Genomic DNA, 16,216 nt, shown 5'->3' on the forward strand with positions numbered 1-16,216 from the left:
TTCCGGTCGCTAGCCGTAGAACGGTCCTTGAAATCGTCACGGCGGCTATTTCTAGATTGCAAATGACTTGCAATAACATATAAGCCCGCCGACACCGCACACATGCGCGTTGTAAAGGGAATCGATGTACGCCTTCGTTGACCGGCCGGTGGAAAGTCTCTGCAACAGCGGGCGCTTCCTGCTATGGGCGATGCGGGGGTGGGTCTCGGCCGCCGAGCGCGGTCAGTGTTCGCCGCGGAAGCTGCACCGCGGATTTGCCGCCGTGAATGCGGCGGACGCGCTGCCCGATTTCCATGTCGCGATGGCGCTGCTCGGCGGCGATGCGGTGGACACGCTCGTCCTTGCCCCGATGCCATGCCTCCAGATTTCAGAGGATGAAGCAATTCTGCTTGGACTCTGGCGCGATATTTCGCTTGGGGAAACCGCAAATGCCCATGCGACGCTGGCCTTGCTGGCCTTGCTGGCCGAGGGAGACAGCGTCGGCTCGATCGCAAAGGCGATGGGCGCCGCGGCCGACCGGTTGGTAGCGGCGGGTTTCGATATGCCGGTCCTCGCGGCCAGCGCCATGACACATCAGGAAAGTTCAAAGTGATGAGTGACCGTATCGCCGAAGCCGCCAAGCTCGCCCCCTCCGCCTCGCTGACCGTCGAGGAGGTGCGTTCGGTGCGCCATTGGAACGAGCATCTGTTCAGCTTCACCATCACCCGCCCGCCGAGCTTTCGCTTTCGCTCGGGCGAGTTCGTGATGATCGGTCTGCCGGGTGAGGGGCGTCCCTTGCTGCGCGCCTATTCGATCGCCAGCCCCGCCTATGCCGACGAACTTGAATTCCTGTCGATCAAGGTGCCCGACGGCCCGCTGACCTCGCGGCTGCAGAAGATCCAGCCGGGCGACCCCGTCTATCTCGGCCGCAAGCCGACCGGCACGCTCGTCGCCGACGCGCTTACCCCCGGACGGCGCCTGTTCATGCTGTCGACTGGAACCGGGCTCGCGCCGTTCCTCAGCCTCGCGCGCGATCCCGACATCTACGATCGCTTCAACCAGATCGTGATCGTCCATTGCGTGCGGCAGGTCAGCGACCTTGCTTTCCGCGAAGAGCTCGAAAGCCAGCTCGCCGGGGATCCGCTGGTGCAGGATCAGGCGCTGCTGCAATTCCATTATCTGCCGACGGTGACCCGCGAGCCCTTCCGCACCACCGGCCGCATCGACGCGCTGATTGAGGACGGTTCGCTCTTCGGTCATCCGCTGACCGGCCCGACCGCCTTCGACCCCGCGACCGACCGCGTCATGATGTGCGGCAGCATGGCGATGATCCGCGACCTGCAGGCGCGCTTCGAGGAGCTGGGCTTCAAAGAAGGCTCGAACGCCGCGCCCGGCGACTTCGTGATCGAGCGCGCGTTCGTCGGCTGATCCGCCGCCCCTTCCTCGCCCCTTGCGCGGCGCGCGGCTTTCGCGCAATCGGTGCCGAGGGAAGGGGAGGAGGCGTGACACCGATGGAAGACGACCCGCCGGGGCTGGTGGCGCGCGCCGTGCGCCGGCTGCTGCTTCTGTTGTACCGGCTGCGCGGCTGGAAAGCCGCGGGCGTGGTGCCCAAGCCGCGGCGCTTCATCCTGATTGCGGCGCCCCACACCAGCAATTGGGATTTCGTCAATTTCCTTGGCCTGACCGCCGACCTCGGTGTCCGCCCGCATTTCATGGCCAAGCTGTCGCTGTTCCGCTGGCCGCTCGGCGGCTTCATCCGCCAGATGGGCGGCGTTCCCGTCGACCGCCGCGGCGGCGGCAATGTCGTCGAGCAGATGGTGCGGGAATTTGCGCGCCGAAGCGAATTCATGCTCACCGTCGCGCCAGAGGGAACGCGCGGCAAGGCCAAAAAATGGCGCACCGGATTTTACCAGATCGCGCTCGCGGCCAAGGTGCCGATGGTCGTCGGGCTGATGGATTATGGCACCAGGACAGGGGGGATCGGCCCGCTGATCTGGCCGAGTGGCGATTTTCGGGCCGACATGGTGAAGGTGCTGGAAAGCTATAAAAATTGCGTTCCCCGATTTCCCGAGCGTGCGGTCCGCTCGATCGATGATATAGTCGGCGCCGATGAGGAACCGGACATGCGTGCATGAGTGACGCCCTTTCGCTGCTCGGCGTCAATTTCGCGGGATTGCTCGGCGTAATCCTGCTGTTGTGGGGCGTCGCGACGTTGATCCGCGACGTCTCGTTCATCGATGCCTTCTGGGCGTTCGGCATGGTGCTTCTCGCATGGGGCACCGCGTGGCAGGCCGGTTTCGAGGCGCCGCATGCGAAGCTGCTTCTCGGCCTCACGACGCTTTGGGGGCTGCGGCTTGCGATCCACCTCATAATCCGCTGGGCGCGCGACGGCGAAGATCCGCGCTACAGAAAAATGCTCGCGAACAGGATCGAGAAGCGCAAGTGGAGCTGGGCAAAGACCGCGCTGCTCACCGTTTTCCTGACGCAGGCGCCCTTGCTCTTCCTCACCTGCCTGCCCGCGCAGATCGGCATCTGGGCGAGCGCGAGCGCCCCTCAGGGCATCGGGTTCGTCGGCTGGCTTGGCGCCGCTGCGGCGCTCGCGGGCGTCGCGTTCGAAAGCATCGGCGATGCACAGCTCGACGCGTTCCGCAAGGATCCCGCGAACAGGGGCAGAGTGCTCGACACGGGCCTGTGGCGCTATACGCGCCATCCCAATTATTTCGGCGACGCGCTGACCTGGTGGGGCATCTGGCTCGTCGTGCTCGATCTCGGCTGGGGACCCGCGCTCGCGAGCCTCATCGGGCCGGTCTTCCTGACCTTCACTCTTACCAGATGGTCGGGCAAGGCCTTGCTCGAAAAGGGGCTGCACAAGACGCGGCCCGCTTATGCCGACTATGTGAAACGTACGTCGGGCTTCATTCCATGGCCGCCAAAGACCGGGGCTTAGGCGGCGATGAACGCCCGGCGGATGTGTCGGCGCTCGGCGACGCGCCGCGCATCCGCGCGATCCTGATCGAGGCGGCGCGCGCGGGGCGCAGCGTCAGCTACTCCGAACTGCTCGGCGACCTCGGCTTTCGCTTCACGCGGCCCAAGATGCGCGCGGTGTGCCGGACGCTCGAAGAGGTCGACCGGCTGAGCGCGGCGGACGGCGAACCCGATCTTGCGGTGCTGGTCGTCCGCGAGTCCGACCGCTTGCCGGGGCAGGGCTGGTGGGTCGGCGGCACCGCGCTGCTCCTCGGCTATGACGGGCCGTGGGAGGGTGCCGCGGCGGCACGCTTCATCCGCGAGCAGCAGCAGGCAGTGTTCGATTATTGGGCGGGGCGATAGGAGGAAACCTCAGTCGCCGGTGAAGCCCCGCGCTGCCAGCCAACTCGCCAGCAGCGCGAAATATTCGGGCGAATCGGGACGTTCGGTGCCGTCGTACTTGGGGTCCAGCGATGTTTCGAGGTCCGCGGACATCTGCATCGCATGGTCGGCGCCGGCAATCACATGCACCTCGATATTGGGCATTTGCGGCGCGACGGCCTTCAGGCGCTTGGCCGAATCGGCGACCGGGACGACCGCATCGTCGGCGCCAAACAGGATGAGGGTCGGCACGGTGACCGCCTTCAGATTGACCAGCGGATCATTTTCGATCTCCTTGCGCCAACCCGATACGTCGCGGTCGCGGAAGGTTTCGCCCATATAGAGATATTTGAACCACGGCTTGGCCTTGATCCCGTCGAGCTTCGCCTGCGCTTCGGCGCGGCTCACGGTGCCGCGCATATAATCGTCGACCGCCTTGCGCGCCGCGACCATCTGCTCGATGTCGGCCGCGGAATAACCATTGGATTTCAGATGGTTCGTTGAGGAAAAGATCATCTGGACGTCGGCGGTCACGATCGGCGCCGACACCGCCACGACGAAGGCGATGTCGGGGCTGCGCGACGCGGCGAGCGGCGAGATCCAGCCACCCTGGCTCAGCCCCCAGGTGCCGATGCGGCGCGGATCGATCCGCGGATCGCTCTTCAGGCTCCGCGCGGCGGCGATGGCGTCGTCGGCGAGGAGCGTGAAATCGCCCCCGGCATTCTGGCTGCCCGACTGGCCCGATCCGCGCCGGTCGTAAGTGAAGACGGCGATGCCGAGCACCGGCAGAATCGTCTTGAGATGATCGTAGAGCGACGCCGAGCGCAGCGGCGACGAGGCGCTGTGCGTTACGACGATCGCCGCGACGGGCTTGCCGCTGCGCGGCATGTGCAGCGTTCCCGACAGCTCGCGGTCGCCGTTCGTGAACTTGCGCTCCTCCACCACGACCTCGGTCGTTGCGGGCGCGCTCCACGGCAGGCCGGGTGAGGTTTCCGCCGCCGCGGCGGGTTGCAGCGCACCGAGCGCCGCGACGAAGGCGAAACAGATGGCGGCGGGTCGCATAAATATCTCCGGGAACGGCCGCGGCCGGACGTCGGCGCGAGCGGGGGACCGACGTCTTCTGGCATCGCTGCCGGCGAAGGGCAATCGATCGTCGGCGAACGCGCGATTCCAACCGGCGAACGGTGACCCGTCAAGCCCTTGCTACCCGTTGATTTCGGTTATTTTTTTAGCCCGATCTCGCGCAGCCGCTCCTGCAGATAGTCGTCGGCGGTGATCGGCGTCGGGTAGAGGTTCGGGTGCGACGCGTCGATGCAGCTTTCGAGCGTTTCGATCGGGTAGTCCGAACGGAAGTGGAGGAAAAAGGGCATCGAATAACGCGCGACGCTCGCGCGGCCCGCGTCGGGATTGCGGACGCGATGGGTGGTCGAGGGCAGGCGGTTGTTGGTCAGCCGCTGGAGCATGTCGCCAACATTGACCGCCATCGCGCCGGGCGGCGGCGACACGGGAAGCCAGCTGCCGTCCTTGTCGAGGATTTCGAGGCCCGCTTCCTCGGCGCCGAGGAGGAGGGTGATCGTGTTGATGTCCTCATGCGCCTCGGCGCGGATGCCCTTCGCGGGCGCCTCGACCGGCGGATAATGGAGCAGGCGCATCACGCTGTTACCGTCGGCGACGGTGTCGTCGAAGAAATCGGGCGCGAGGCCGAGATAGCGCGCGATGCCCGACAGAAGGCGCGCGCCGACGCGGTCGAATTCGGCGAACAGCTTGTCATAGGCGGCGCGGAAACCGTCGACTTCCTTCGGCCAGACATTGTTCGGCTGCTGCGCGGCGAGGCGGTGGCCTGGGGGCAGGTCGCGGCCGACGTGCCAGAATTCCTTGAGGTCGACCTCCTTCGCGCCCTTGGCGATCTCGGTCCCGAACGGCGTGTAGCCGCGCGCGCCGCCGCCGCCCGCGATATGATAGGCGCGCTTGACCTCCTCGGGCAGCGCAAAGAAGGCCTTCGCCTTCGCCCAAGCCTCGTCGATCAGGTCGGGGGCGATGCCGTGATCGGTGATCATCGCGAAACCGAAGCGTTCGAACGACGCCCCGAAATCCTTCGCGAACTGGTCGGCGGGAAGCGACATGGAAATGACGGGAACGGCAGCGGTCATGCGGGGTAAGTCCATCTGATAAGGGGCGGCGCCACGGGCGCATCATGAGTCGCGATTTAGGCGCTGCGCGGCGACGGTTAAAGGGAAAAAGGCGGTTCCGTCCGCCGCGCGGGTCGGCTAAGCCCGCCGCCATGGCAAAGCAATATTGGCTGATGAAATCCGAACCCGACGCCTATGCGTGGGACCAGCTGGTCAAGGACGGCACCGGCATCTGGGACGGGGTGCGCAACCACACCGCGAAACTCAACATGATGGCGATGAAGAAGGGTGACGAAGCCTTTTTCTATCACAGCAATATCGGCAAGGAATGCGTCGGGATCATGGAGATCACCGAGGAAAGTTTTCCCGACCCGACCGCCGACAAGGGCTCGCCCTGGGTGGTGGTGCGCGTCGCGCCGGTGCGCGCGTTCGCCCATCCGGTGACGCTCGCGGCAATCAAGGCCGATCCGAAGCTCGCCGACATGGACCTCATCCGCCAGTCGCGGCTGTCGGTCGGGCGCGTGACGCCCGCCGAGTGGAAACATATATTGAAGAAGTCGGAGAAGCCCGAGGGCTGACCGCTTACTGGCCGCGCAATTTCGCCTGCAGATGCTGGGCGACCGACACATGGAGCGGGTGCACGAACTCGCAGCCGTAATTATTGCCGTCGGCGCGGCGGACGACTGCCTCCAGCGGTTGGAGCCCAGGCAGGTTGACCCAGATATGCTTGCCGATCTGCGGCCGGAAAGACGTTACCATGCGAAAGCCGGTCGATGACAGGTCGAACAATTCGACGTCGAAGGGGTTGAGTCCCGGTTCGCGGAAGCGCGCACGCGCAGTCACCGGCGCGCGTTCGGCGCCGCGCCCGCCCTTGGGCGCCTTTACGGTTTCGATGGTGTGATTCCCCAACACAGTTCGGTCCCTGCATGTCATTCTTGGTCGCGGCAGATTTAGGGCACCGCTGGTTACCGCAAAGTGAAGCGATATGGTGAAATCGGTCTATACCGGCGGCGCTTCGCCGACCGCCATCGACTGGCCGGGAAAGGGAACGGCAAGCGCCTCGGCGGCGCGCCATTCGCCGCAGAGCCAGGTCGCATGATCGTCGCGGTGCAGGATCACCGGCATAGCCTTGGGCTGGTGATGTCCGACAAGCCGGTTGGCGTCGGTTGTCAGCATCGCGAAGCACGGCCAATCCTCCCCCTGCCGCACCACCCCGGCAAAGGCGAAGATCGGCTGCGACGGCACCCAAAACCAGTGCTGCCGCCGCGCGCCGTCCGCGCCCGACCAATAGGCAAAGGCGGTCGCGGGGATCAGGCAGCGCAGTTCGGCATGGCGCAAGGTGCCGATCCAGAAGGGGCTGGTCAGATTGCGGACGTGCGTGACGGGCTCGGTGCCCTGCGGCGGCGGCGGCACCCCCCACAGCTTCGGGCGCAGCCAGCGCCGCGATCCGCCGCGCCCGTCGCTGACGATCACCGGCGCGGGGCGTGCGGGCGCGACATAATCGCCGATCCACGGGTCATCGCCCGCCTCGGCGCCGAACGTTGCGGCGATCATGCTCGCGGGCGCATCGAGGCGGTAGAGGCTGGTCAACAGGTCGCCTAGTCGATGCCGCGCACCCGTCCGCGTCCGGCCTTGATGCTGCTGCGTGCCTTCTTGCTATCGACGCGCTTCGCCTTGGCGGCCTTGCTCGGCTTGGTCTTGATGCGGCGTTCGGGACGCACGAGCGCGGCATCGACCAGCTCGTTCAGCCGCGCGCGTGCATCGGCGCGGTTCGCTTCCTGCGTGCGAAAACTGCGCGCGAGAATGACGAGTTCGCCCGCCGAAGTCATCTTGCTCCCGGCGAGCGCCTTGAGGCGGCGATAGGCATCGGGCGCGAGGCCGAGCGCAAAAACATCGACGCGTAGCTGGCACGCGGTCGCGACCTTGTTGACATTCTGGCCCCCAGGACCCGACCCCGCGAGAAACTTCTCGGTGATCGCGCTTTCGGGGATTTCAGCCACGCGTCGGCTCCGCTCCTTCGGGCACCGCGAACCCCAACGCGACGAACGCGTCGGGGAAGGGCGCCTCGGCAATTATCGACGGCTTGACGTCACGTTTTACGACCAGCCTTTCGGCATGAAGCAGCGTGCGCGTCTTCGTGCCGCCGCGCCCGTAAACGGGATCGCCGACGAGCGGGAAGCCGAGTCCTTCGAGCGCGTGGACGCGCAGCTGGTGGGTGCGGCCGGTTTCGGGACGAAAGCGGAGCAGCGCGCGGCCCTCGACGACCGCGAGCTTCTCCCAGTGCGAGACCGACGGCTTGCCTTTCGGGTCGCCGACCATGCGCCAGCCGGTCTCGGCGGTCGAGGTCTTGGCAAGCGGCAGGTCGATCGTGCCGCTGTCCCCCTCCGGCACGCCGTCGACGATCGCCAGATATTGCTTCTCGACCTCGCGGCTTTCGAACGCGCGGGTGAAGCGGCCGTGCGCCTTGGGATTGCGCGCGAGGAGCAGGCAGCCCGACGTATCGCGGTCGAGCCGGTGGACGGCGAGCGGCCAGCGCTTGAAGCCGAACCGCAAGGAATCGAGATGGTTTTCGAGGCTGAGGCTGCCGTCGCGCGGCGCGTCGACGGGAAGGCCCGCTGGCTTGTCGATGACGAGGGCCTCGCCGTCGAGGAATAGGACACGATCTGAAAGGAGCATGGCGCGCTATAGGCGGCTGTCCCCTTAGTCGAAAGCGTAAACGTCCATCGCGAGCACGGCGTAGGTCGTGCTGGCGTGCAGCCGTTCGGCCTTGAGCGGCGCGTCTCCGGCGCCCATCGCAACGAACAGTGGCAATATATGATCGGGGGTCGGATGATTGTCCGCGCCGTGCGGCGCGTGCTGGACGCTGTTCAGCACGTCGTGGATGGCCCCCGCAGACATCCGTTCCGCGATCCAGTCGGTGAAGTCGGTGACCCATGCCGGGGCAGGCGCGTCGATCGGCGGGCGCGCCGAAAACACCGCGCGCAGGTTGTGGGTGATACTGCCCGACCCGACGATCAGTACGCCTTCGTCGCGCAGCGGCGCGAGCGCCTGGCCAAGCGCGTAATGCCATTCGGGCGTGGCATTCGAGGCGATCGAGAGCTGGACGACGGGAATGTCGGCGTCGGGATAGATGAGTGAGAGCGGCACCCACGCGCCATGATCGAGGCCGCGGTCCGCATCGGCGGTGACATGAAGACCGTGGCCGGCGAGCAACTCGGCAACCCGTGCCGCCAGCGCCGGATCGCCCGGCGCGGGATAGCGCATCGCGAACAGTTCGTCGGGGAAGCCGCCGAAGTCGTGGATCGTCGGCGGCGCGGTCGACGCGGTCACCGTTGCCCGCCCGCCCTGATACGCCGCGTCGTGATGCGCCGACACGACGAGGATCGCGCGCGGGCGCGGCAAATGGGCACCCAGCCCGGCGAGGAAGTCCCGCGCCGGGCTGGGCTCGAGCGCCATCATCGGCGAGCCGTGCGAAAGGAAAAGGCTCGGCAGGCGGCGCATCGGGTCAGGCCGCTTGGCTCAGCTCGCCGATCGCGGCGGTTGCGCGATTGAGGGCGTCGCCGTCCATCAGATGTCCGTCGGCAGCGATGATGGTGACATCAGTGATGCCGACGAAACGAAGGATGTGTTTGAGATAACCGCTCGCGAAATCGACCTCGCTGCCCAGCGGCACGCCGCCCGAGGCGAAGACGATGAAAGCGCGCTTGCCCTTCAGCAACCCTTCGGGACCGGCTTCGGTATAGCGGAAGGTACGGCGCGCGCGGGCGATCAGGTCGACCCAGGCCTTGAGCGACGCGGGGATCGCAAAATTATAGATGGGAGCGGTGATGACGATCGTGTCAGCGGCTTCGAGTTCGGCGATCAACTCATCCGAGCCGGCAAGCAGCGCCTTCTGTTCGTCGCTGCGCTCGGCCTCGTCGGTGAAATTGGCGCCGACCCAGCCTTCGGTCAGCAGCGCCGGCGGCGCGGCGTTGAGATCGCGGCGGGTCAGCGTCGCGCCGTAATTCTGTTCGACGAGGCGGTTGACGAGCCGGTCGGCAAGCAAGCGGGTGGTCGACCCTTCGTTGCGGGCGCTGGCATCGATGCGAAGAATATGGGCCATCGTAAATACTCCTTTTGCGGTCGGGGGAGAGGGGGGCCGCGAGCCGTCCGTTTCCGGAGAGGCCCGCGGCGGGGTGGCCGCCGCCGGGGGAGGGGGAGGGCGGCGGCCGGGGGTTTCGTCAGAGGCTGTCGACGAGTACCAGTTCGGCGTCGTCGAGCGCCTCGACGCTGATCGTGCCGACATCGCGGAGCGCGATGCCGTCGCGGGGGTCGGCCGCCTCGCCGTTGACGCGGATGCGGCCCTTGGCGGCGACCAGATAGGCGTGGCGTCCGGCCTCGAGTTCGTAAGAGACAGTTTCGCCGGCGTTCACCGTTGCCGCGGCGACGCGGGCATCGGCGCGGATCGGCAGCGCGTCATCATCGCCCTCGATACCGCTCGCCAGCGTCACGAACTGGCCCGAACGGTCGGCCTTGGGGAACTGGCGCGCGCCCCAGCCGGGGTTTCCGCCTTCGCGATCGGGGATGATCCAGATCTGAAACAGCGTCGTTTCCTCGTCCTCGAGGTTGAACTCGCTGTGTGTAACGCCCGTCCCGGCGCTCATCACCTGGACGTCGCCCGCGGCGGTGCGACCGGCGTTGCCCATGGAGTCGCGGTGGCTGATCGCGCCGGTGCGGACATAGGTGATGATTTCCATGTCGCGGTGCGGGTGCGGGGGGAAACCCGACTGCGCCGCGATGGCGTCGTCGTTCCAGACGCGCAGCGCGCCCCAGCCCATCCGCTTCGGATCATGGTAGTTTGCGAAGGAAAAATGGTGACGGGCGTCGAGCCAGCCATGGTCGGCGTGGCCCAGCGTGTCGAATTTGCGAATATCGATCATTGGCCTTGTCCTTTGCTTGCCGCCCCTTGGGCCTGGGTGCCCTGCGGCTCATCTGTTGAAGACAAGATAGGCGCTTGGATCGTTTCGAAAATAGCGTAGATGGAAAACCATCGTTTCCAATCAGGAGCTATTGCGTGGCACTTCCCGACTATGAAGGCTGGGCCTGTTTCGTTGCCGTCGCCGACGGCGGCAGCTTCACCGCCGCCGCCGCCGCGCTCGGCCTGTCGAAGGCGAGCGTGTCGAAGGCGGTGACGCGGCTCGAGGCGTCGCTCGGCATCACCCTGCTGCATCGGAGCTCGCGCGTCGTCGCGGTGTCGACCGCGGGCGCGGGCCTGCTCGACGAGGCACGCACGATGGTCGCGGCGGCGACCGCGGCGACCGAGGCGGCGCGCGGCGACCGGCTCGACCTCGCCGGCCCGATCCGCCTCGCGGCTCCGATGAGTTTCGGCATCAAGGTGCTCGGCCCGCCGCTTGCGGCCTTCCTCGACCAGCATCCCGCGGTCGAGATCGAGGTGCTGTTGAGCGACGCGCGCAACGACCCCGTCGCCGAGGGCATCGACCTGACGCTGCGCATCGCGCCGCTTGCCGATTCAAGCCTACTCGCACGGACGATCGCGCCCGTCGCGGCTTCGGTGATCGCGAGCCCCGCCTATCTGGAAAGGCACGGCGTGCCAAAGCATCCGCTCGATCTCGCGAGGCATCGGTTGATCGGTTACGGCCACCGTCAGCGGGCGATGCCGCTCCATTTTCACCGCAAGGATGAGGAAGCGACGGTGCTCCCCACCGGCCCCTTGTTCGCGAACAATGGCGATATCGCGGTGCCGCTCGTCGTCGCGGGGGTCGGGATCGCCCTCCTGCCCGACTTCATCGCCGCCGACGCGCTGGCGTCGGGCGCGGTTGTCCCGATCCTCACCGACTGGTCGCCACCGCAGTCGCATCTGCACCTTTTGTCGCCGCCGTCGCGGCTGCGTCCAGCGCGCGTGCGCGCGCTTTCGGACCATCTTGTCGACACGCTCAAAATGTCCTGTACCGGGGCACATGATCGCTATGTGACGCTTCACCATGATCCGAAAACGGTCTGAGCGAGTGTTGCAAATTGGACGCGACTCGCGGACTTCCGCGGGTTAAATCAAAATTAACCTTTTCCCTTCATTGCTTTCATGGTTAATGTTCCGGCAGTCCTGCAACGGGGGTTGGTCGGTGACATCCTTGATGGTCATGCGATCGGTTCGCGGGATTATCGTGGGAAAAAGGGGTGCCCAATGCGCGTACTGCTGATCGAGGACGAGCCGACGACCGCGAAAGCGATCGACACGATGCTCACGACCGAAGGCTTCAACGTCTACACCACCGATCTTGGTGAGGAAGGCCTGGATCTCGGCAAGCTCTATGATTACGACATCATTCTGCTCGACTTGAACCTGCCCGACATGCACGGCTATGACGTGCTGAAAAAGCTGCGCACTGCAAAGGTGCAGACGCCGGTGCTGATCCTGTCGGGCGTTTCCGAAATGGATTCGAAGGTGCGCTCGTTCGGCTTCGGCGCCGACGATTATGTCACCAAACCGTTCCACCGCGACGAGCTGGTCGCGCGCATCCATGCGGTCGTCCGCCGCTCGAAGGGCCATAGCCAGAGCGTCATCAAGACCGGCAAGCTCGCGGTCAATCTCGACACGAAGACGGTCGAGGTTGACAGCATCCGCGTGCATCTGACCGGCAAGGAATATCAGATGCTCGAGTTGCTTAGCTTGCGCAAGGGTACGACGCTGACCAAGGAAATGTTCCTCAACCACCTTTATGGCGGCATGGACGAACCCGAGCTGAAGATCATCGACGTCTTCATCTGCAAGCTCAGGAAGAAGCTGGCGCTCGCCTGCGGCGGCGAAAACTACATCGAGACGGTCTGGGGCCGCGGCTATGTCCTTCGCGACATCGACGACGAAGGCAATGAGGTGCGCCGCGTCGCCTGACGCGTAACGCTTCAACTATTACCCGAGGGAACCCGGCGCGGAGCGATCCGCGCCGGTTTTCTTTTTGGCGGTAGCGGCTTGTGCGCTGGAAGGCGGCTACCGGCCGATTGCGGACATTCCCGTTACCGTCACCCCGGGCTTGACCCGGGGCCTGCCTTGCCTTTTCGCCGTCGTCGGGAAGAAAAGGCGGGTCCCGGGTCAAGCCCGGGATGACGAAAGTGAGAGCATGCAATGGCAGCTCTCCACCCCAAAGCCGGCGGCGCCTTAGAAGCTCAGTTCGTCATAGATTTTCGAAAGATCGTGGTTCCACGGTCCTTCGTAGCGGTCGAGCAGGTCGTGCGCGGGCGATTTGCCGCTTTTGGCGATGCGGCGGAGCGGTTCGAGGAAGCCGACCTCGTTGTCGCCCATCGAATTGACCTCGCCGCGCGCCTTGAGCCCCGCAGCCGCGATGTCGAGCACGTGATGCGCCAGCTCGCCGACCGTGCTGCCGCCGGGCGCGAGCGCGTCGAGGCCTTCGCTTGGCACTGCGTCGCGCAAGCTCTGCTGCTCCTCGATGCTCCAGCCCTTGACAAGATCCCACGCCGCGTCGAGCGCGCCTTGGTCGTAGAGCAGCCCCACCCACAGCGCCGGCAGCGCGCAGATGCGGTTCCACGGGCCCCCGTCGGCGCCGCGCATTTCGAGGAAGCTTTTGAGGCGCACTTCGGGAAAGGCGGTCGACAGATGGTCGTTCCAGTCGGAGAGACGCGGCTTCTCGCCCGGAAGCGCGGGCAGTTCGCCCTTCAGAAAGTCACGAAAGCTTTGCCCCGCGGCGTCGATATATTTGCCGTCACGGAAGACGAAATACATCGGGACGTCGAGCATATAATCGACATAGCGCTCGTAGCCGAAGCCCTCGTCGAACACGAAGGGCAGCATGCCCGTGCGCGCGGGGTCGGTGTCGGTCCAGATATGGCTGCGATACGACATGAAACCGTTGGGCCGTCCTTCGGTGAAGGGCGAGCTGGCGAAGAGCGCGGTCGCGAGCGGCTGCAGAGCCAGGCTGACGCGGAATTTCTGCACCATGTCGGCCTCGCTCGCATAGTCGAGGTTGGTCTGGATCGTACAGGTGCGCAGCATCATGTCGAGCCCGAGGCTGCCGACGCGCGGCATATGGTCGAGCATGATCTTGTAGCGCCCCTTGGGCATGATCGGCAGTTCTTCGCGCGTCTTGTCGGGCCACATGCCGAGCCCGAGGAAACCGAGCCCGAGTTCGGCGCCGACTTCCTTCACCTGCTTCAGATGCCGCCCGGTCTCGGCGCAGGTCTGGTGGAGGTTTTCGAGCGGCGCGCCGGACAGTTCCAATTGGCCCGCAGGTTCGAGGCTGACGGTGCCGTCGCTGCCCGCCAGCGCGATCACCTTTCCGCCCTCGATCACCGGTTCCCAGCCGAAGCGGGTGAGCGCCATCAACAAATCGTGGATACCGCCGGGTTCGTCATATGAGGGAGCGCGATTGTCGGCGGTGCGATAGACGAATTTCTCGTGCTCGGTGCCGATACGCCAGCGGTCCCTTGGCTTTTCGCCCTTGATCATGGGCGCCGCGAGCTGGTCGCGGGTTTCGACGATGGGGTCGTTGCTGTCGGAGGCGGTGCGCGTGCTCATGCCGCGCATTTAGACTATCCGGTATAGAATGCAATCGGGGCCGATCGTCAGTCGATCACGACCTCGAACGCGATCGCCATCGCGGCAGCGGGCAACAGCGTCGCGGTGGTCGCGGCGATGGTGGTGCCAGCGACCGACGCGCCGAACGGATCGCTCTCGTCGGTGCCGCTCGCATTATCGTCTTCCACGGTCGTCGCGCCTGCGCAACTCGTGCCGCTGCGCAGCGATCCGGCGACGAAGCTCGTGCCGGCGGGCAGCGGATCGGCGAGGGTGATACCCGTCGCGGTGCCGCTGCCATTGTTGGTGACGAGGATGCAATATCGCATCCGGGCGCCTGGAATCGCCTTGGGATTTGTCGTGCCGTTGACCGGATCGCTGACGATGCTGTTCGTCTTCGCGATCACCAGATTCGTGGCCGGGCGGCAGAAAATGATGTCGTGGAGCGCCATGCCTTGCTGGCCCGGATTGGTGGGGGCGAGAGCGTGGCTGCCATATTCGATGGTGATGCCATCGACGGGCGTATTGAAGGTCACGGTTACGGTGCCGTCGGCGCTGCCGTCGGCCGACAATATGTCGCCATAGGCGCTGTTGCCGATCACATAATTGGCGGAGCCGTTGGTGAGCACAGGATAGATGGTTGCGCCATTGTATGTGCCGGTGACGGTGACGCGGTCGGCGAACTGGCCCGAGGCATAATCGACGTCGAACAGCCGGAACTGTGCACCGGGCACCGCGGTCGGCAGCGCGATCGTCGTGGTGACGGTTCCCGCCTGACTGGTGAAATCGACGAGCTCGAAGATCGAATATTGTGCGGGCGCCAGTCCGCCGGTGACGGCATTCTGTCGCGTCGGCGATTGGCCGCCATAGGTCGCGTTGCTGAGGAAACTGCCGCCGCTGACCGCAATGTTGAAGCTCGCCGTCCCGATCGCAGTCAGCGCCGCGCTGGCGCTCGTGGTCCCCGCGGGCCAGCTGACGCCGTCCCAGTCGTGCGTCGTCGTGCCGACCGGGCAGACGAGCGCCGGCGGCGTCCCCGCGACGCGCGTCCCCGATACGGTGAAGCTCGCGTTGTCCTGATCATCTTCGCCCGCTGCGCCGTTGCCGGGGGTTGAATCGAAATCGAACGCCGAGGAGGCGCTGATCTCGGCGCCGTTGGTGACGGTCGCGCCCGCGGTCGCCGCGACGGTCCCGCTGATCGTCAAGGTCCGCGTGGTCCCCGCCGGGATAGTCCCCACCGTCCACACGCCGGTGGTGCTGTTATAGCTGCCGAAGCCCGACGCGCCCGTAAAGCTGAAGCCCGCAGGCAAATTATCCTGCACCGTCACTCCCGTCGCAGTCAGCGTCGACCCGCTCGCGTTGGTGACGCTCAGCACATAGTTGATGCTAGCTCCGGACGCCGGCGCCGCGTTGCTGACCGATTTGGTCAGTGACAAGTCGGCGTAGCTCGACGGCACGCTGGTGAGATAAAGGTCGGCGCGGACGAAATTGCCGTTGTCGGCCGAAGGATATTGGTCGCAAATCTCAAGCCGCCAGGTCCCCGCGCTGTTCTGGCCGTTGAAAGCCGACAACGGCGAATTGGGGCGGAAGACATTCTGATAGGGCGGCGCGCTGTTCGAATGATTGGTATCGTTGCCGTCGGTATTGACCGTCTGCGACGCATCGTCGTCGAGGCGGACGTTGAAATTATTACCGTCGATGCTGCCGGTATCACCATTGACCAGCTGGACGCGCGTTCCGGCGGGCGACTGCAACGTGACGCGCAGATCGCCGCGCCAGCTGTGCGTCGCGAGCAGACCAAGATCGACGTCGCCGACCGTATAGCTGGTGCCGACGGTGAAATTGCGCACGAGCGGGGCGGTGCAGGTCGTCGCGGCGTTGATCGTGCCCGCGGTCACGTTGCTGTAGGTCGTGGTGGTCTGCGCGGCGGCGGGATTGGCGGCAAGCGTAAACGCCAGCCAGACGAGCATGATACAGGCTCGCGCAGACTGCAAACACTGGCCCCCCAGCCAGCGGTATCGGCTCTGGTCCCGCCGTTGCATGACGCCGCTATGGAGCCGGGATAGCTAATATCGGGTTAAAATGACGGTTTAGAGGTGATTATGTCCGATAACGGAACAGTTTGTCGGGATCGGGAGAGAGCAGCGACCAGGAACGGACCCCTAGTTCATCGTCACCAGCGACCACCGTTCCCCATCCCGAAACCGGCCACATCGCATGAAAAAGGGCGGCTGTCCTTTTG

At 65.4% G+C, this 16,216-nt stretch carries 19 protein-coding genes; 8 read left to right on the forward strand and 11 right to left on the reverse strand.

The window, feature by feature from the left end; genetic code table 11:
* The first annotated feature begins 124 nt into the window (after nucleotides 1-124).
* The 5 genes from E5675_RS03305 (at nucleotide 125) to E5675_RS03325 (ending at nucleotide 3,306) form a co-directional block, all read left to right on the forward strand.
* Complete coding sequence (locus E5675_RS03305; protein WP_136173328.1) at nucleotides 125-592, forward strand: hypothetical protein; 468 nt, start codon at nucleotides 125-127, stop codon at nucleotides 590-592.
* Nucleotides 592-1,407 carry a ferredoxin--NADP reductase gene (locus E5675_RS03310; protein ID WP_136173329.1) on the forward strand — a complete coding sequence of 272 codons (816 nt, stop codon included), beginning with the start codon at nucleotides 592-594 and terminating at the stop codon, nucleotides 1,405-1,407. The genes E5675_RS03305 and E5675_RS03310 overlap by 1 nt, the downstream gene beginning before the upstream one ends.
* Nucleotides 1,408-1,490: 83 nt before the next feature.
* Nucleotides 1,491-2,114 carry a lysophospholipid acyltransferase family protein gene (locus E5675_RS03315; RefSeq protein ID WP_247594866.1) on the forward strand — a complete coding sequence of 208 codons (624 nt, stop codon included), beginning with the start codon at nucleotides 1,491-1,493 and terminating at the stop codon, nucleotides 2,112-2,114.
* Nucleotides 2,111-2,926, forward strand: a complete 816-nt coding sequence (locus E5675_RS03320; RefSeq protein ID WP_136173331.1) for a DUF1295 domain-containing protein — start codon at nucleotides 2,111-2,113, stop codon at nucleotides 2,924-2,926. Before E5675_RS03315 ends, E5675_RS03320 begins: the two co-directional genes overlap by 4 nt.
* Complete coding sequence (locus tag E5675_RS03325) at nucleotides 2,902-3,306, forward strand: ribose-phosphate pyrophosphokinase (protein ID WP_136173332.1); 405 nt, start codon at nucleotides 2,902-2,904, stop codon at nucleotides 3,304-3,306. Before E5675_RS03320 ends, E5675_RS03325 begins: the two co-directional genes overlap by 25 nt.
* Before the next feature lie 9 nt (nucleotides 3,307-3,315).
* Here the strand turns inward: E5675_RS03325 and E5675_RS03330 are convergent, their stop codons facing one another.
* Nucleotides 3,316-4,386 carry an alpha/beta fold hydrolase gene (locus E5675_RS03330; RefSeq protein ID WP_136173333.1) on the reverse strand — a complete coding sequence of 357 codons (1,071 nt, stop codon included), beginning with the start codon at nucleotides 4,384-4,386 and terminating at the stop codon, nucleotides 3,316-3,318.
* A 158-nt stretch (nucleotides 4,387-4,544) separates the two neighbouring features.
* On the reverse strand, nucleotides 4,545-5,474 hold the full coding sequence (locus E5675_RS03335) for a 2-oxoglutarate and iron-dependent oxygenase domain-containing protein (RefSeq protein ID WP_136173334.1): 930 nt from the start codon (nucleotides 5,472-5,474) through the stop codon (nucleotides 4,545-4,547).
* A 131-nt stretch (nucleotides 5,475-5,605) separates the two neighbouring features.
* Between E5675_RS03335 and E5675_RS03340 the strand changes: the two genes are divergently transcribed.
* Nucleotides 5,606-6,031 (forward strand): EVE domain-containing protein, encoded by a 426-nt coding sequence (locus E5675_RS03340; RefSeq protein ID WP_136173335.1) that lies wholly within the window; start codon nucleotides 5,606-5,608, stop codon nucleotides 6,029-6,031.
* Between the two features lie 4 nt (nucleotides 6,032-6,035).
* On the opposite strand, the gene E5675_RS03345 is transcribed toward E5675_RS03340, so the two are convergent.
* From E5675_RS03345 to E5675_RS03375, 7 genes are all read right to left on the reverse strand, one after another.
* Entirely contained in the window at nucleotides 6,036-6,365 is a 330-nt protein-coding gene (locus tag E5675_RS03345) for a PilZ domain-containing protein (RefSeq protein WP_168707782.1), read from the reverse strand.
* Nucleotides 6,366-6,452: 87 nt separating this feature from the next.
* On the reverse strand, nucleotides 6,453-7,043 hold the full coding sequence (locus tag E5675_RS03350; protein WP_247594763.1) for an SOS response-associated peptidase family protein: 591 nt from the start codon (nucleotides 7,041-7,043) through the stop codon (nucleotides 6,453-6,455).
* A gap of 8 nt (nucleotides 7,044-7,051) precedes the next feature.
* Complete coding sequence (gene arfB / locus E5675_RS03355; RefSeq protein ID WP_136173337.1) at nucleotides 7,052-7,453, reverse strand: alternative ribosome rescue aminoacyl-tRNA hydrolase ArfB; 402 nt, start codon at nucleotides 7,451-7,453, stop codon at nucleotides 7,052-7,054.
* Entirely contained in the window at nucleotides 7,446-8,129 is a 684-nt protein-coding gene (locus tag E5675_RS03360) for an RNA pseudouridine synthase (protein WP_136173338.1), read from the reverse strand. Before E5675_RS03360 ends, arfB begins: the two co-directional genes overlap by 8 nt.
* Before the next feature lie 24 nt (nucleotides 8,130-8,153).
* Nucleotides 8,154-8,954: a class III extradiol ring-cleavage dioxygenase gene (locus E5675_RS03365; protein WP_136173339.1), complete on the reverse strand. Its 801-nt coding sequence runs from the start codon at nucleotides 8,952-8,954 to the stop codon at nucleotides 8,154-8,156.
* Nucleotides 8,955-8,958: 4 nt separating this feature from the next.
* Nucleotides 8,959-9,555, reverse strand: coding sequence for an NAD(P)H-dependent oxidoreductase (locus tag E5675_RS03370; protein ID WP_136173340.1), 597 nt, complete (start codon nucleotides 9,553-9,555; stop codon nucleotides 8,959-8,961).
* A 118-nt stretch (nucleotides 9,556-9,673) separates the two neighbouring features.
* Nucleotides 9,674-10,372, reverse strand: a complete 699-nt coding sequence (locus E5675_RS03375; RefSeq protein ID WP_136173341.1) for a pirin family protein — start codon at nucleotides 10,370-10,372, stop codon at nucleotides 9,674-9,676.
* A gap of 134 nt (nucleotides 10,373-10,506) precedes the next feature.
* On the opposite strand from E5675_RS03375, the gene E5675_RS03380 reads away from it, so the two are divergent.
* Together E5675_RS03380 and E5675_RS03385 are read left to right on the forward strand one after the other, a co-directional pair.
* Nucleotides 10,507-11,454 carry a LysR family transcriptional regulator gene (locus E5675_RS03380; RefSeq protein WP_136173342.1) on the forward strand — a complete coding sequence of 316 codons (948 nt, stop codon included), beginning with the start codon at nucleotides 10,507-10,509 and terminating at the stop codon, nucleotides 11,452-11,454.
* 180 nt (nucleotides 11,455-11,634) lie between these two features.
* The gene (locus E5675_RS03385; protein WP_136173343.1) at nucleotides 11,635-12,342 is read left to right on the forward strand and encodes a response regulator transcription factor CtrA; all 708 of its coding nucleotides are present in this window, start codon (nucleotides 11,635-11,637) and stop codon (nucleotides 12,340-12,342) included.
* Between the two features lie 264 nt (nucleotides 12,343-12,606).
* Here E5675_RS03385 and E5675_RS03390 read toward each other — a convergent pair whose 3' ends face one another.
* On the reverse strand, nucleotides 12,607-13,980 hold the full coding sequence (locus E5675_RS03390; protein WP_136173344.1) for a glutamate--cysteine ligase: 1,374 nt from the start codon (nucleotides 13,978-13,980) through the stop codon (nucleotides 12,607-12,609).
* Between the two features lie 47 nt (nucleotides 13,981-14,027).
* Complete coding sequence (locus E5675_RS03395) at nucleotides 14,028-15,944, reverse strand: proprotein convertase P-domain-containing protein (protein WP_136173345.1); 1,917 nt, start codon at nucleotides 15,942-15,944, stop codon at nucleotides 14,028-14,030.
* Nucleotides 15,945-16,216: the final 272 nt, after the last annotated feature.

The sequence above is a fragment of the Sphingopyxis sp. PAMC25046 genome, from assembly GCF_004795895.1.
Taxonomy (GTDB): domain Bacteria; phylum Pseudomonadota; class Alphaproteobacteria; order Sphingomonadales; family Sphingomonadaceae; genus Sphingopyxis.

Coding starts and splice junctions, on each gene's coding strand:
- E5675_RS03365 (WP_136173339.1), bottom strand. CDS start 8,954: ATGCGCCGCCTGCCGAGCCTTTTCCTTTCGCACGGCTCGCCGATGATG.
- E5675_RS03395 (WP_136173345.1), bottom strand. CDS start 15,944: ATGCTCGTCTGGCTGGCGTTTACGCTTGCCGCCAATCCCGCCGCCGCG.
- E5675_RS03320 (WP_136173331.1), top strand. CDS start 2,111: ATGAGTGACGCCCTTTCGCTGCTCGGCGTCAATTTCGCGGGATTGCTC.
- E5675_RS03335 (WP_136173334.1), bottom strand. CDS start 5,474: ATGACCGCTGCCGTTCCCGTCATTTCCATGTCGCTTCCCGCCGACCAG.
- E5675_RS03330 (WP_136173333.1), bottom strand. CDS start 4,386: ATGCGACCCGCCGCCATCTGTTTCGCCTTCGTCGCGGCGCTCGGTGCG.
- E5675_RS03385 (WP_136173343.1), top strand. CDS start 11,635: ATGCGCGTACTGCTGATCGAGGACGAGCCGACGACCGCGAAAGCGATC.
- E5675_RS03390 (WP_136173344.1), bottom strand. CDS start 13,980: ATGAGCACGCGCACCGCCTCCGACAGCAACGACCCCATCGTCGAAACC.
- E5675_RS03310 (WP_136173329.1), top strand. CDS start 592: ATGAGTGACCGTATCGCCGAAGCCGCCAAGCTCGCCCCCTCCGCCTCG.
- E5675_RS03375 (WP_136173341.1), bottom strand. CDS start 10,372: ATGATCGATATTCGCAAATTCGACACGCTGGGCCACGCCGACCATGGC.
- E5675_RS03370 (WP_136173340.1), bottom strand. CDS start 9,555: ATGGCCCATATTCTTCGCATCGATGCCAGCGCCCGCAACGAAGGGTCG.
- E5675_RS03340 (WP_136173335.1), top strand. CDS start 5,606: ATGGCAAAGCAATATTGGCTGATGAAATCCGAACCCGACGCCTATGCG.
- E5675_RS03360 (WP_136173338.1), bottom strand. CDS start 8,129: ATGCTCCTTTCAGATCGTGTCCTATTCCTCGACGGCGAGGCCCTCGTC.
- E5675_RS03315 (WP_247594866.1), top strand. CDS start 1,491: ATGGAAGACGACCCGCCGGGGCTGGTGGCGCGCGCCGTGCGCCGGCTG.
- E5675_RS03305 (WP_136173328.1), top strand. CDS start 125: ATGTACGCCTTCGTTGACCGGCCGGTGGAAAGTCTCTGCAACAGCGGG.
- E5675_RS03325 (WP_136173332.1), top strand. CDS start 2,902: ATGGCCGCCAAAGACCGGGGCTTAGGCGGCGATGAACGCCCGGCGGAT.